General features: G+C 39.7%; 15 protein-coding genes. All 15 read left to right on the forward strand.

Annotation, left to right across the window (positions count from 1 at the left end; genetic code table 11):
* The first annotated feature begins 4 nt into the window (after positions 1-4).
* The 15 genes from HC965_RS08495 to HC965_RS08565 all read left to right on the forward strand — a co-directional run bounded on the left by HC965_RS08495 (position 5) and on the right by HC965_RS08565 (position 14,208).
* Positions 5-1,252 (forward strand): glycosyltransferase, encoded by a 1,248-nt coding sequence (locus HC965_RS08495; RefSeq protein WP_191031087.1) that lies wholly within the window; start codon positions 5-7, stop codon positions 1,250-1,252.
* Between the two features lie 143 nt (positions 1,253-1,395).
* The gene (locus HC965_RS08500) at positions 1,396-2,433 is read left to right on the forward strand and encodes an EpsG family protein (RefSeq protein ID WP_191031088.1); all 1,038 of its coding nucleotides are present in this window, start codon (positions 1,396-1,398) and stop codon (positions 2,431-2,433) included.
* Between the two features lie 392 nt (positions 2,434-2,825).
* Entirely contained in the window at positions 2,826-3,053 is a 228-nt protein-coding gene (locus tag HC965_RS26635; protein WP_304522377.1) for a DapH/DapD/GlmU-related protein, read from the forward strand.
* Positions 3,050-3,949, forward strand: coding sequence for a glycosyltransferase family 2 protein (locus HC965_RS08510; protein WP_191031089.1), 900 nt, complete (start codon positions 3,050-3,052; stop codon positions 3,947-3,949). The genes HC965_RS26635 and HC965_RS08510 overlap by 4 nt, the downstream gene beginning before the upstream one ends.
* A gap of 25 nt (positions 3,950-3,974) precedes the next feature.
* Complete coding sequence (locus HC965_RS08515) at positions 3,975-5,243, forward strand: nucleotide sugar dehydrogenase (protein WP_191031090.1); 1,269 nt, start codon at positions 3,975-3,977, stop codon at positions 5,241-5,243.
* A 70-nt stretch (positions 5,244-5,313) separates the two neighbouring features.
* Positions 5,314-6,303 (forward strand): acyltransferase, encoded by a 990-nt coding sequence (locus tag HC965_RS08520; protein WP_191031091.1) that lies wholly within the window; start codon positions 5,314-5,316, stop codon positions 6,301-6,303.
* 99 nt (positions 6,304-6,402) lie between these two features.
* Complete coding sequence (locus HC965_RS08525) at positions 6,403-7,512, forward strand: glycosyltransferase (RefSeq protein WP_191031092.1); 1,110 nt, start codon at positions 6,403-6,405, stop codon at positions 7,510-7,512.
* A 2-nt stretch (positions 7,513-7,514) separates the two neighbouring features.
* A complete protein-coding gene (locus HC965_RS08530) occupies positions 7,515-8,219 on the forward strand; it encodes a polysaccharide deacetylase family protein (protein WP_191031093.1) in 705 nt (234 codons plus the stop codon).
* On the forward strand, positions 8,216-9,121 hold the full coding sequence (locus HC965_RS08535) for a glycosyltransferase family 2 protein (RefSeq protein ID WP_255508675.1): 906 nt from the start codon (positions 8,216-8,218) through the stop codon (positions 9,119-9,121). Before HC965_RS08530 ends, HC965_RS08535 begins: the two co-directional genes overlap by 4 nt.
* 122 nt (positions 9,122-9,243) lie before the next feature.
* Positions 9,244-9,453 (forward strand): hypothetical protein, encoded by a 210-nt coding sequence (locus tag HC965_RS08540; protein WP_191031095.1) that lies wholly within the window; start codon positions 9,244-9,246, stop codon positions 9,451-9,453.
* A 190-nt stretch (positions 9,454-9,643) separates the two neighbouring features.
* Complete coding sequence (locus tag HC965_RS08545; protein WP_191031096.1) at positions 9,644-10,867, forward strand: glycosyltransferase family 4 protein; 1,224 nt, start codon at positions 9,644-9,646, stop codon at positions 10,865-10,867.
* 9 nt (positions 10,868-10,876) lie between these two features.
* Positions 10,877-11,911 carry a hypothetical protein gene (locus tag HC965_RS08550; protein WP_191031097.1) on the forward strand — a complete coding sequence of 345 codons (1,035 nt, stop codon included), beginning with the start codon at positions 10,877-10,879 and terminating at the stop codon, positions 11,909-11,911.
* A gap of 244 nt (positions 11,912-12,155) precedes the next feature.
* On the forward strand, positions 12,156-12,734 hold the full coding sequence (locus HC965_RS08555) for an acyltransferase (protein WP_191031098.1): 579 nt from the start codon (positions 12,156-12,158) through the stop codon (positions 12,732-12,734).
* A gap of 105 nt (positions 12,735-12,839) precedes the next feature.
* On the forward strand, positions 12,840-13,505 hold the full coding sequence (locus HC965_RS08560) for a sugar transferase (protein WP_191031099.1): 666 nt from the start codon (positions 12,840-12,842) through the stop codon (positions 13,503-13,505).
* A gap of 25 nt (positions 13,506-13,530) precedes the next feature.
* Entirely contained in the window at positions 13,531-14,208 is a 678-nt protein-coding gene (locus HC965_RS08565; protein ID WP_191031100.1) for a PIG-L deacetylase family protein, read from the forward strand.
* Positions 14,209-14,289 lie beyond the last annotated feature (81 nt).

The raw sequence follows: 14,289 nt of genomic DNA on the forward strand, positions 1-14,289 counted from the left end.
TGATATGAAAATTCTTTGGATCACAAATATTCTCTTTGAACATCACTGTACGATGGTTGGGCTTGATGCCTCGAAGGTGACAGGCGGTTCATGGCTCAATGCTGCTTATGTTGCATCGTTGAGTAATTCTGACATCCAGTTGCATATTGCTACATCTGGGAACAATAAAGAAATACTCCAGTCTGAGAGAGATGGAAATGTTTTTTACATAATACCAGGAGGTGGGACTTGTGGATACGATGTTGAATCAGAAGCTAACTTTAAGCAGTGGCAGAAACTCAGGTTTCGAGTGAATCCTGATGCTGTGATAATCTGGGGAACAGAAACCAGATTTGCTTATGTAGCAATGAAAGCGATGGGTGGTATTCCGATGGCTATCTATATGCAAGGAGTAATCGAAAGCATTTACAATCATTACTTTGAGGGATTGCCTGAAAAATATCAGAATGCGACATTTCGCGATATAGTAGATAAACTGAATAGGAAATCTTCTTATAGAACATTCCAGAGTCAGGTGTCTCTTGAACGGGGAATGTTCCGAATGGCAACTGGAGTTATAGTGGAGAACGATTGGTGTGAGGATATGTGTAAGAGTGTAAATCCTAATTTGAAAGTGTTCAGAAACAATCTGCCTATACGTGAGGTTTTCAAATCTAAAGAATGGTCTTTAGAAAATATGGAACTTCAGTCTATTTTTACTAATGCAGGTGGTTATCCTATTAAAGGTCACCACATACTTTTTCAAGCTTTAGGTCTTGTTAAAGAGCGTTTCCCTGAGTTTAAATGCTATGTCCCTGGACCCAAATTATGTGCCTTCGATAGCATTAAGCGTCAAACTGGCTACACTAAAATGCTGAAAGAATTGATACTTGCTTATGGTTTGTCAGAAAACATAATTTATACAGGATGTCTCAGTTCAGAAGAGATGGTAGAATATTTGGCAAAGTGCAATGTGTATGTCATGCCTTCAATAATGGAGAATCATTCGTCTTCGTTGATTGAGGCAATGATGGTTGGCACTCCTTCAATCAGTTCTTTGGTTGGCGGTACTGCATCGCTTGTTAGACACAAAGAGAATGCAATTCTCTACAATAGTTTAGATGTATATTCACTTGCAGGTAACATCATCAGAATATTCGAAGATAATATGTTGGCAAAAAAACTCTCAAAGAATGCGTTAATGATTCGAAAAGATAGAGAAGGTAACTTCGGTGAAGAAATGAATGAAATTTATAAATGTCTAATAGAATAATTAGTCCACTTAAAAAATGGACTAATAATTAATAAATTATCATTTTAGGCTTTTTCAACTCTAAAATAAAAGCTTGATTTTATAAATAAATATAGATGTATTTTGTACTATTTTGTAATTTTTTAGCGGTATTGTTTACTTTCATGGATGTGAATGGACAGTTGAAGAACGGAATGAAAGTCGGATTTTTTCTGATTACTATTATCGCTTGTCTGCACTATGATTTCGGTAGTGACTATAACGCTTATTATAAGGGATATCTGGAGATTACATCTCTGCCGTTTGACTTTGATATGTTTATGTCAGGGGATATTCACAGAAATCCAGGTTGGGCAATACTTAATTGGTTGTTTCAATATTTAGGTGGATTCTTCACATTGGTAGCAGTCCTGAATATTATCCAAAACTTTATATATTTTAAGTTCATTAATAATAATGCTCATGGGTATCAAAAAGTATTTGCAGTCTTTTTATATCTGTTTTTAGCTAATTATTATATGATGAACTTCTCCATGATGAGACAAGGTTTTGTAGTTGCAGGATTCTTGGCATTGTGGCCTTGGATTAAAGAGAAGCGATGGCTTCTTTCTCTTGGAGTTATCTTTATTCTTACTCTTATTCATAATTCTGCCGTAATCTTGTACCCATTTGCATTTTGGGGGGGTCTTCCATTGAAGAACTCACGTCCTTTTGCAATTGTTATGATTGTAGTTTTGATCGCCCTATATCTATCTCAGGATTTTCTTAGTACTATTTTTAACAGAATGATGGTATTTGAAGACATCCAGTCTTTCGCAGAAAGATATGAAGAAAGTAAAAAACAGATGACATTTGGTATTGGTGCTCTGATTCAATTCTTTCCAATTGTTTTCTCAGCCCTTTATCTGTTTCATAATAATGAAACAGATGAAAAAAAGAAAAGTTTGGTGGCTTTGTCAATGATAGGAAGTATAGCAACTCCGTTTAATAGTATTATTTTTTTAATTGGACGAATAAGCCTATATTTTGGTGTATTTTCTCTTGTTGCAATACCAATTGTATTTCAGTCAATTAGGAATAGACTATTAAAATTGTGTGTTATAATCTTGTATGTACTAATAACAATCTATAACATTACTATATATTATATACAACCTCAGTGGAATATGGATACGTATCATACAATTTTTGATGCATTATGATCGGACAGTTATACAAATTTATATTTAAACAGATACCGTCCATGTTTTATGGCTACATTAGTGGTTTAGGGTATAAATCTAATTGGGTAATACAAGGAATGCCAAGAGTATGTCATTCTTCATGGTTATTGCGTAAAAAATATCCAACCGTTATAAAGGGACAAATAATAATCGGTGAAAACTTTCAATGCGTGAATAAGTTTACCTCAAATTCTATAGGTCTCATTCAGCCATGTCTCTTCAATGTCTCTGCCTCAGGGAGTAGGATTATTATTGGTAAGAATGTAGGTATTTCAGGCTCTACAATTAACGCAACTACTACCATTACAATAGGAGACAATACCATTATAGGTTCTGGATGCTTGATTACAGATACCAACTCGCATCCTATTATGGCTGCCGTAAGATTGCTTCCGAATGGGGGCGAAGAGTACACTAAAAAAGCTCCTGTTACAATAGGCAAGAATGTTTTTATTGGTGCACGTAGTATAGTTATGAAGGGAGTCACCATCGGGGATGGAGTCGTGATAGGTGCAGGTTCTGTAGTAACTAAAAATGTGCCTGCTAATGCCATTGTGGCAGGTAATCCTGCTAAAGTGATTAAATTTATCGAACAATGAAAATAGCTGTTTTATATACTTGCTTTAATCGCAAGGTTAAGACATTGGCCTCTTTGCAGTCAGTGTTTGATGCCGCTGAGGCATATAACAAAATAAATGTGAATAAACTGGATATTGAAGTTTTTCTGACCGATGATGGTTGCACCGATGGAACACCTGAGGCTGTGTGTGAACTGTTTGTCGAAAAGAATGTGCATATACTAAAAGGAACTGGTAACCTCTTTTGGACTCGTGGAATGTGCTTAGCTTGGGAAGAGGCAAGAAAGCGACATTCCGAGTGGGATTATTATCTACTTATGAACGATGATACTACTATGAATTCATATGGGTTCGTTGAGTTGCTTAATGCCCAAAAATATTGCGTAAAACAATATAGGCAAGAAGGTGTTATCTCCGGTATTACCTGTTCGACAACAGACCCGACTGTCATTACATATGGAGGTGATGTTATAGTCAATAGATTTACCGGAAAAGCCATTAGGTTAGGAAAAAGTTCTGTCCCCCAGATGGTAGATATGGCCAATGCTAATATTTTTATGGTTCCATGCTCTGTTGTTGATAAAATCGGAATATTTTATGACGGCTATGAGCATGCAAGTGCCGATAATGACTATTCGATGCTCGCCTGTAGAAAGGGTATTCCTGTGTTGGTAACATCTGCTGCTTGTGGTGAGTGTGACAACGAACATCACAATTCTGATGTGGATAGCCAGCGCTTCATTAACATGACTCTTACTGAAAGAAGAGCATACTATAACCATCCTTTGCATTCAAAGAAAGATTATTTGACCTTCGTAAGACGTAACATGCCATTGCGTTATCCTTTGTCTTGGCTATTTACGATGCTGAAGGTGTATTGTCCGAAAATTTATTATAGAATTAACAATCATAAATAAAAAACATTTTAATTTTTTATTAGTCATGAAAGAAATTAAAATTGCCGTAATCGGCTTGGGCTATGTAGGTCTTCCACTTGCCCGTCTGTTTTCAACTAAGTACAAGACCGTAGGTTTTGACATGAATGCAAAGCGCTGTGAGGCTCTTATGGCTGGACATGATGCTACACTTGAGGTGGCTGACGACATCCTTCAGGATGCTATCAACAACTACAGTTTCGTTTGTACCTCAGATATTGAGCAGATTCGTGCCTGCAACTTCTATGTTATTGCTGTACCTACTCCTGTCGATTCTGATAACCGCCCTGATCTCAAGCCTCTCTTGGATGCAAGCGAAACTGTAGGTAAGGTTATCAGTAAGGATGACATCGTAGTTTACGAGTCAACCGTTTATCCTGGTGTAACCGAGGAGGAGTGTTTGCCTGTAGTTGAGAAGATTTCTGGTCTGAAGTTCAATGTTGACTTCTATGCTGGATACTCTCCTGAGCGTATCAACCCAGGTGACAAGGAGCATACTGTAGAGAAGATTAAAAAGGTAACTTCTGGTTCAACTCCTGAGATTGCCAACATTGTTGATGGCGTATACAATTCTGTTCTAATCAATGGTACTCACAAGGCTCCTTCTATCAAGGTGGCTGAGGCCTCAAAGATCATTGAGAACAGCCAGCGTGACGTGAACATTGCTTTCATGAACGAGCTTGCCAAGATTTTTAACGCTATGGGAATCGATACTCACGATGTGATTGAGGCAGCTGCAACCAAGTGGAATTTCATCAAACTGAGCCCGGGTCTCGTAGGTGGCCACTGCATCTCTGTCGACCCTTACTACCTCATCCAAAAGGCTCAGGTTTATGGTGTTCTCCCACGCATCATGTCTGCCTCTCGTCGTCTGAACGATGGCATGGGTGCTTACGTTGCTAACCAGACCATTAAGTGCATGAACAAGAAGGGTGTAATGGTAAAGGATGCTAAGATTCTTATCCTTGGTATCACTTTCAAGGAGAACTGTCCTGACCTCCGCAACTCAAAGATTGTAGATATCTATGCCACTCTTCAGGAGTACACTGATAACATCTCTGTTTATGACCCATGGGCCAATCCTGCTGCTGTTAAGCACGAGTATGATATCGACATTACTAACGAACTTCCAACCGAGAAATTCGATGCTATTATCCTCGGGGTTGCACACAAGCAGTTCCTTGAGCTCGATCTGAAGGACCTTTTGAAGAAGAATGGCGTGATTTATGACGTGAAGGGCTTGCTTCCACGTGATATTATCAACGGTCGTCTGTAAATAATGGGTAAGTGTGCGCATGGTGCTAATGGAGGTTCGAATCCTCTGCATGCTTCAAAATTGTACAAATATGGAGAAGATAGAAAGATCCTCTAATATTGAATTACTGAGAATAATAGCAATGATAATGATTGTCTTGTATCATTGCTTAACAGAGTGCATAACTGCAAATCCTAATAATAGAATATTATTGTCTGCATATTACCTGTCTCATTGGGGGGTACCTGTATTCTTATTAATATCAGGATATTTCTCAGTCAAGCTATCTTTCAAGAAAGTATTCAACTTTTGGATGTATTGTGCTATATGGATGCTGATATCCTATTTACTATCCTGTACCATGGGATATCACGTTATTGAGGTTGGCACACTTATCAAATGTATGCTACCATTCTCAAATACCAATTTATGGTTTGTTCCTTTCTATTTTTGGTTGATGCTTTTGTCTCCTATGTTGAATGCGGGTGTTAAAAATCTCAACACAAAAGAATTGGGCATATATACTATAGTCCTATTGTCAGCAACTTTATATTTTTCGCTCGTTTGGAAATCTCCTATTGTTGATGCCGGTCATAGTATAGTTTATTTTATCACACTATATATGACCGGCGCATTTTTGAAAAGAATCAACGGCTTTTATAGGTTAAATTTTAGAAGGTTGGCAATGGGTGTTTTTACTATGCTACTTATAGTAACAATGTTGACATTGATAATACCTCTTTCGTATCAAAAATTGCTTAAAGGTCTTGTCTTTTTCTATGTGAGTCCAATACTGTTGTTGTGTGCAGTTATTATTTTTATGTTATTCTTACAGATTAACATAAAAAGTCGTTTTGTAAACAACATAGCAGGAAGTTCATTCGCTATTTATCTTTTTCATGAAAATGGGTGGTCACACGCTTTCTTCTATGGAATAGTTGGAAAAATCATAAATGATTTTTCAGGCTTAGAACAGTTTGGTTTACTTTTATTATTTATTCTCGGATTGTGCATCGCGATAATAATGGTTGATAAGGCTATAAGGGAGCCAATTACAAAGCTGGTGAATAAATTGTGTTGAGGCTATCTTTATTGTTTAAAAGAAAAGAAGGTATACAAATGGAACCTTTGGTTTGTGGCTCGAAACTACTACCTGCTACAAGATAAATCTATGTTGTATATGGTTAAGAAAAAAATAGCAATGGTTTTCCCCTACGCGCCATCGTATAGGGAGCCAATATATAAGTTAATGGACGAGGAATTTGAGTGTACCTTTTTCTTTTGTGGAAACTCCAATCGAGGGTTGAAACATATGGACTACTCTCATTTGAAAAATGTAAATCTGCAGTTACAAGAAGGTAAGAAGGGACCATTTCTCTTTTACAATGGAATCTCTAAGATCGATTTCTCGGATTTTGATATAGTGATGCATCCAGGAACTATACGTAATCTATCCTCCTGGTATCTGAATATCAAGTTACATCTTATGAAGAGCAGACCTCAGATTGTAATATGGACTCATGGTTGGTATGGCAAAGAGAGTAAACTGGAGATGTCCTTGAAGCGCATATATTTTGGCCTCATCGACCGAATTTATGTATATGGAAATTATGCAAAACAAGGTTTATCGAAAGACGGGGTTTCCGCTTCTAAAATAACAACAATTTACAATTCTCTTGATTACGACAGCCAAAAAGCAGTTCGTGCTGAAATAGAGCCATCGGATGTGTATAAGAAGCATTTTGGTAATGATTATCCAATAATTATCATGATAGGTAGATTGAATATCCGAAAGAAACTCGATATGCTGATTGAAGCCATGTCTGCTCTGGAAAAGAGGGGAGAACATTACAACCTTATGTTTATAGGTGACGGAGAGGACAGGAAGAAACTTGAGACATTAGTGGCAAAACATGGACTTTCTGATCGGGTTTGGTTTTATGGTGCATGCTTTGATGAGAAGACTAATGCTGAACTTCTCTATAACGCCGATTTGTGCATAATCCCGGGAGATATAGGATTGACGGCTATTCATGCCATGACTCTTGGCGTGGCTGTTATCTCCCATAACTGCTTCAAATTGCAAGGACCTGAATTTGAGGCAATCGTCCCTGGTGTCACTGGCGTTTTTTTTGAACATGATAGTGTAGTGTCCTTATGTGACACTATTAGTGGATGGTTCAAAATAAAGGATGGAAATCGACAAGAGGTTCGTGAAGCTTGCTACGCTGAGATTAAGGCTCACTGGACTCCACAGGTGCAACTTGATATACTTAAGTCAACATTCTAACTATGAGCCTAATAAGAAAAGTAACCTGCAAACTCAGCCATATATACTATGAACGTCTATCCATAAAAAGACATGCGGTCGGAAAGGTACTGATGCTGCATTGGGTAGACGATAATGCGAAAGAATCGGAAATAAGCCCATATCATATATCTACAGAAGGTTGTCGAAAACTATTGAAATGGTTGAATGGTCAAAACACCATAAGGTTAGAGAATTGGGAACAGGAGAAGGACTTTTATGCACTCTCGATAGATGATGTGCCTGAGAATTTTTATCATAATGTTTATCCTCTTCTGAAAGAGATGGAGATTCCTTTTACCATTTTTGTGAATACTACCTTACTTGATGGGCGGGGCTATATTACAGTAGACCAATTAAAAGAAATTGCTCGATGTCCGCTTTGCACAGTTGGCTCTCATGGTGTCAGCCACTCTTTATATTATAAAATGAGTGCGAATGAGGCTTTGAAAGACTTACAGAAGTCAAAGAAGATTCTTGAAACTATCATTGACTGTCCAGTTGAGATGTATGCGTTTCCTTACGGTTCGTATTATGCATGCGGTTATCAGAACAAATTCCTAGTGATGAAAGTGTATAAATATGGCTTTGGAACGATAGGAGCACCGATAACCTTCCCTAATACGTTACCTAATTACTATCTCCCACGCATTAATGTAGATTGTGAATTTATAAAAAATATAAAATGAATAAGAAAGTTTCAGTTATCATGCCGTTTTATAATGGAAAAGAATGGCTTGAAGAGGCTTTGGATAGTGTTTTAGCTCAGACATATACTAATATGGAGGTTCTTTTGGTCAATGATGGATCTTTGGAAGATATTACTGATATTGTCAGAAAGTATAAAGGGAAAATCCGTTATTTTGAAAAGGAGAATGGTGGAGTATCGACAGCTCGCAATCTCGGTATGAAAGAGGCAAAAGGTGATTATATCGCCTTCATGGATTCTGACGATTATTGGATGCCGGAGAAGACGGCAAAGCAGGTTGCCTTTATGGAAGAGCGTAATATAGTCTGGTCACATACTGGCTTTGTATACTGGTATTACGAAGAGGGCAGAGAGGTACGTGTGCATAACAACAAAAACTATGGAGAAGTTCATGAAGCGGTAAAGATTCACTTCCAGGTATCTACGCCTTCAGTTATGATTAGTCGTACAATATTGGATGATCATACAGATTTCATATTTCCTGTAGAATTCCGTACAGGTCAAGATTCTGCTTTTTACCGAATGTTAAGTAAGTACTATCAGTTAGGATTCATTGAAGAACCCTTGATGAAAGTACGCATCCGTGGAGACAATAGTGGCAGAAGAGCTATGGTGCGATTGCATATGTCAAGCCAGTTGAACGAACGACGTATCGTAGGTTCAGACGGATTTGATGTGGAGGATTTTTTCGTGCGCACTATGATTCGATATAACGCATGGGGTTACAAGATGATTAGCAAATTAAAGTTTTCTGATACCATTAAAGAGAAATTGGCTAAAGCGTATTGGGCACCTGCTTTTATATTTGAGCGTGTTTATTCGAAGAAATACCAGTCCAAAACAGAAATTGAAGAGAAATATATACTCAGGTATGACTCGTAAATTAACTTCAGAAAATAGCCTTATTTAAATTTAATAATTAAACATCCGCCCGCGTAAGTGGTCGAAATGTGGTACAATACCATCGGGCGGAACAGATAAACTTCCTATATAAAAAAGCCTATATGATTCTGAACGTATTCTGCTACCATCTGTCGAGTAGTAACTATACAGAGGTAAACGACTATCTGACGCTCAATCAAGTGAAAAGTCGTAATGCTTTAGGTCAATATTATCGCTTACTGAGCTGTGGGTATGAATACAGAAAGATTGAGGTAAAGACAATTTTAGAGGCGATAGACAAGGAAGTCCCTACCATTGTGATAATGGTATGAATGAAACGTCTGGAGCCAATTTGGGGATATTAGAAGATGTAGGATTGAAGGATGCTTAGTGGGAAGGTGCATTTTGTATGGGGTGCCTATACACTATCCGCTGCCATTTGGGATTGATCATATCATGTACTCCAAGGAGCTGATCGTACATTATACCGTTATGATTAGATTTGAAATTAAGTAAAAATATATGAGAATACTGATAGTAACACAATATTATTTTCCAGAACAGTTTCAGATTAATGAGATTGCTTCCGAACTGGTGAAGAGGGGCCACAAGGTGACTGTGCTTTGTGGTCTGCCTAATTACCCCAAAGGCGTAGAGTTTGAAGGTTATAGAACGGTGACAGAATGTGAAGAAAGGGAAAGAGAGTATCTGGAGCAGACGGGGGTGAAGGTGATTCACGTGAAACAGGTGTTGCGCGGGAAGAATCCTTTATCGCTGGTGCGGAACTACTTCAGCTTTGTGAAAGAGAGTAAGAAGAAGGTTCGGGAGCTGGTGGCTATGGGCAAAAGGTATGATGTGGTGCTGGGTTATCAACTGTCACCAATCACCTCGATGTATGCGGCCCTAGAATACAAGAAACTGACGGGCGTACCGGTGGTGTATTATACGCTCGATCTGTGGCCTGTGTCGGCCGAGGGTATCCTAAAGTCAAAAAAGAATCCGCTGATGCTACCTGTGGCGAGGATGAGCAAGGAATTGTATCTGGGTGCTGATAAGGTGTTGGTGACTTCACGCCCCTTCATCGATTATCTGCACCGAGTGAATGGTGTGCCGGAAGAGCGGATGGTGTATCTGCCTCAGCATGCGGGCACAGAGATGCTCGACAAGGATATGAGGGCTGAAGAGAATGGTGTGGCGGACTTCATGTTTGCGGGAAACATAGGCAAGGGGCAGTGTGTGGATGTGATCATTAAGGCTGCTCAGCTGCTGGGTAAACGAGATGACTACAGGATTCACATGGTGGGCGATGGGCGTATGCGACAGGAACTGGAGCAGATGGTGAAGAGGATTGGATTGCAGGAGAATGTGATCTTTTACGGTAACCAGAAGCGCGAGGATATGCCAAAGTTCTATAAGATGGCCGATGTGCTACTCATCACGCTGCGTGGCAACAATGAGGTGGGCAATACCATCCCGGGTAAGTTACAGATGTATATGACTACGGGTAAGACGATTATGGGTGCTATCAATGGTGGTGCTCATGAGGTGATTAAGGAGGCGAAGTGTGGCAACTGCGTAGCTGCTGGCGATTATCAGGGTCTCGCCAAATTGATGAAATTCTATATTGGGCATCCCAATGGTTTTAGTTTTTGTGGAGAAAATGCCCGTAAATATTTTTTAAAGCACTTTACGCTTGAACATTATATGAACAGCTTGGAGAAGGAATTTCAGAGTCTTGTTAAATAAAGAATACTTATGGTTGAATTCAAAAAGTTAATAAATGGACGTGCTCTTTATCAGGAGGGCGATAAGATATGGGTGGCGAAGGGTAGAAGGTTCTTTGCTGTGAACTATAATGGCAAAAGGGTAAGCAGTATGTTCGTGGTTCCTGGGGGAGTGAAGGAACGTCTGATGACCTGCGACCGCATCTTGACTCAAGGTACACGCAACGATATTCGTATTCTGCTGCTTTTGAAGAACGGCAACATTCTGATTGCGGTCAAGAGAAAGGTGCTGATTTTCTCGCCTCAGGGCGAGGTGGTGAACACTTGGACGGAGTTTCAGGGAAACAAACCAGGACATCAAGGTGCGTGTGTGACACCCGACGGTACGGTGTTCTTCACGGAATATTTGCTCAATCCAAAGCGTGACCATGCCGTCCGACTGTGGCGTTCACAGGATCACGGCATGACTTGGCAAGTAGTGAAGGTGTTTGTCCCAGGTGACATTCGTCATCTTCACTTCATCAAGTGGGATGTATATGCGGAGTGCCTTTGGATGGGTACAGGTGACTATGGTGAGGGAGGTTGCGAGAATCGTCTTTATCAGAGTAAGGACAATGGCGAGACTTGGCGTTTGGTGGGACAGGGCAGTCAGGACTGGAGAGCCATTGGCGTGTGTCTGACAGAGGATGCCCTCATTTGGGGTACGGATGCCGGTAGTTGTCCCGATACTGTACACTTTGTGAAGATGGATCGCAAGACGGAGCAGCTGGAGGTATTGGAGGATATGGAAGGTCCTTGCCACGGTTGCGCTTCATTTGCTGACGGTCGCATTTTCTTTTCGACGGGAGTGGAAGGTGGTGAGAATGAGAAAGATAATATTGCCCGCATGAAGATGCTGACACCTCAAGGTCTACAGACGGTATGGGAGTGTGAGAAGGATTGCCTTCCGTTAATCATTCAGTATGGCGTAATGCGCTTCCCTCTCGGTACCGACCAGTGCAATAGAGTGGTATTTACTACGATGGGACTCAAAGGACACGGTGAGAGTGTGATGATTGAAAAATAATACCATGGCAGTAGTAAAGAAAGATAATAAGTTGATAGCTCTGTTGTCTGTATGGGGTATTCTGCTGGTACCATTGGTAGTCTGCAAGGTGGTGGAGAAGGTGGGCTTGCTAAACAGATAAAAGTGGCTCTATTTGATGATAGGATGTTGATAAGGCTAAGGACCAGAGATTAAGGACTGAAGGCTGGTAGTTGACAGTTGAAAAAAGAATATGTGACAGAAATAGTATAAAATCTAAATAAGTATGGGGCAGAGAGTAACTTTGACATATAAATTCCTTTGTTTACTGGGTTTTAAATATCCGGTAGAGGATTATGGAAATGTAAGCTTATGGAAAGTATTTAAGCAATCTTTCAAAAACTGGTATCATAGACTAATTATCAATGCAATGAATTGGGCAATTTTGGAGCCATTCAATCCCAGAAAACTACGACCTGTGATTCTTCGTAAACTTGGAGCTAAGGTAGGCAAAGATGTATTCATTGGCGACTATGTTCGTGTAGACTTGAATCACTCTGACTTGATTGAGATAGAGGATGGTGTACATATTGCTGGTGATTGTCGTTTGCTTTGTCATAAAAAGGAACTTACGGAATATAAACAGGGGATGACTTATGGAATGATGCCTTATAAGTATGGAAAGATTCATTTGTGCAAGAATTGCGCTATTGGAACAGGTTGTATTGTGATGCCAGGTGTGACTGTAGGTGAAGGTGCCATTGTAGGTGCTGGTGCTATGGTGACTAAGGATATTCCCGCTTGGACATTGGCATTGGGGAGTCCGGCTAAAGTGGTTAAAGAATTTCCTAAGATTGATGTTTAAGTTAGCTAGTGTTAAAAACTCTTTGGTAAGGACCTTTACTATCAATATTGGATTTATGGTGATTTGAAGCTTAACCCCTAATCTCTAAACTAATAAAAAAAGAATATGATATATAGATTTGTAAAACGCACATTCGATTTTATCTGTGCATTGATTGGCATCATTGCTACTTCACCACTGTGGATTATTGGTATAGTGGGAATTTTGATTTCTGATTGGGGACCGATTTTTTATACGGCTCATCGTATAGGCAAGGATAACAAACCGTTTAAGATGTATAAGTTCCGTTCGATGAGGATGCTAAAAGTTCCGAAGAAGGGGGTGGAGGCGAGTTTGCGTCCAGATGAGGATCGTATCTTCCCATTCGGTCATTTCATTCGTAAGGTGAAGATTGATGAGTTGCCGCAGTTATTGAATATATTGAATGGTACAATGTCAGTGATAGGTCCACGTCCAGTAGCGCAGGATCAATTTGATATGTTCCGTTATAACAAGTGGAATGAGGCGGCTAAAGTACCAGTAGGTTTGAGCGGACCGGCAGCTTTGTATGACTTTATCTATGGTGACCAAATTATTGACGAGAAGGAGTATATGGAAAAGGTATATCCTACACGTCGCGAACTGGAATATACATATGTGCAGAAAGCAGGTATCTTCTACGACTTAAAAATGATTGTATATACAGTTATTTGTATCCTCTATGCTATCTGTGGTAAAGAATGTACTTGGATGTTGAAGGAGTTTGTGGAAGATGCTAAGAAAACAATGTAATTTTTTATTATATCGTATAAAAAATATGAAATACTTATTGGTAGTAGCACACCCCGATGACGAGGTCCTCGGAGCAGGTGCATCTATGTGGAAATGGTCACATGAAGGTGACGAAGTCGACGTGGCAATAATGTGTACCGAAGCGAAGGCTCGTACATTCCGTCCTTCTGACGAGGAATTGGAGGGCGATACGGATGCTGCCGTATCTTTTCTTGGTGTGAAGAAAAAGTACGAGGCAACGTTTCCGAATATTGAGATGAACACTGTTCCACATTTGAAACTGGTACAGTTTATAGAAAGCGCAATCATAGAAAGTGCTCCTGATATTATCATCACTCATCATCCTGCAGACACAAACAATGACCATCTTCAGACATCAATGGCTTGTCAGGAGGCAATTCGTTTGTTCCAACGCCAGCCAAATGTAAAGCCTGTGAAGGAGTTTTGGTATATGGAAGTGCCTTCATGTAGCGAGTGGGCAATTAATGATGCTATGAATTTGTTCCGTCCTAACTGTTATGTTGAGGTGGGCAAGGAGGGTGTGAATGCCAAATGTGAGGCATTGGCTATGTATCGTGGTGTAATGCGCCCATATCCTCATCCTCGTAGCAATGAGTATATTTCAGGTTTGGCCACAATGCGAGGCAGTCAATGGGGATGTAGTTACGCAGAGGCGTTCCAAGTGGTGTTAAGACGTTATTAATATTTTATGTATGAAATATTTGAAAGCTTTATGGATATTTTGCTTCTACTTTTTTGTCCCTAGAAGAGCAAAACGAGTGCC

Origin of the sequence: Bacteroides sp. GM023 (assembly GCF_014750685.1) — a bacterium.
GTDB lineage: Bacteria > Bacteroidota > Bacteroidia > Bacteroidales > Bacteroidaceae > Bacteroides.

Bases quoted from the DNA above. Each gene is read 5' to 3' on its own strand.
- HC965_RS08495 (WP_191031087.1), top strand. From the start codon at position 5: ATGAAAATTCTTTGGATCACAAATATTCTCTTTGAACATCACTGTACG.
- HC965_RS08500 (WP_191031088.1), top strand. From the start codon at position 1,396: ATGGATGTGAATGGACAGTTGAAGAACGGAATGAAAGTCGGATTTTTT.
- HC965_RS26635 (WP_304522377.1), top strand. From the start codon at position 2,826: ATGGCTGCCGTAAGATTGCTTCCGAATGGGGGCGAAGAGTACACTAAA.
- HC965_RS08510 (WP_191031089.1), top strand. From the start codon at position 3,050: ATGAAAATAGCTGTTTTATATACTTGCTTTAATCGCAAGGTTAAGACA.
- HC965_RS08515 (WP_191031090.1), top strand. From the start codon at position 3,975: ATGAAAGAAATTAAAATTGCCGTAATCGGCTTGGGCTATGTAGGTCTT.
- HC965_RS08520 (WP_191031091.1), top strand. From the start codon at position 5,314: ATGGAGAAGATAGAAAGATCCTCTAATATTGAATTACTGAGAATAATA.
- HC965_RS08525 (WP_191031092.1), top strand. From the start codon at position 6,403: ATGGTTAAGAAAAAAATAGCAATGGTTTTCCCCTACGCGCCATCGTAT.
- HC965_RS08530 (WP_191031093.1), top strand. From the start codon at position 7,515: ATGAGCCTAATAAGAAAAGTAACCTGCAAACTCAGCCATATATACTAT.
- HC965_RS08535 (WP_255508675.1), top strand. From the start codon at position 8,216: ATGAATAAGAAAGTTTCAGTTATCATGCCGTTTTATAATGGAAAAGAA.
- HC965_RS08540 (WP_191031095.1), top strand. From the start codon at position 9,244: ATGATTCTGAACGTATTCTGCTACCATCTGTCGAGTAGTAACTATACA.
- HC965_RS08545 (WP_191031096.1), top strand. From the start codon at position 9,644: ATGAGAATACTGATAGTAACACAATATTATTTTCCAGAACAGTTTCAG.
- HC965_RS08550 (WP_191031097.1), top strand. From the start codon at position 10,877: ATGGTTGAATTCAAAAAGTTAATAAATGGACGTGCTCTTTATCAGGAG.
- HC965_RS08555 (WP_191031098.1), top strand. From the start codon at position 12,156: ATGGGGCAGAGAGTAACTTTGACATATAAATTCCTTTGTTTACTGGGT.
- HC965_RS08560 (WP_191031099.1), top strand. From the start codon at position 12,840: ATGATATATAGATTTGTAAAACGCACATTCGATTTTATCTGTGCATTG.
- HC965_RS08565 (WP_191031100.1), top strand. From the start codon at position 13,531: ATGAAATACTTATTGGTAGTAGCACACCCCGATGACGAGGTCCTCGGA.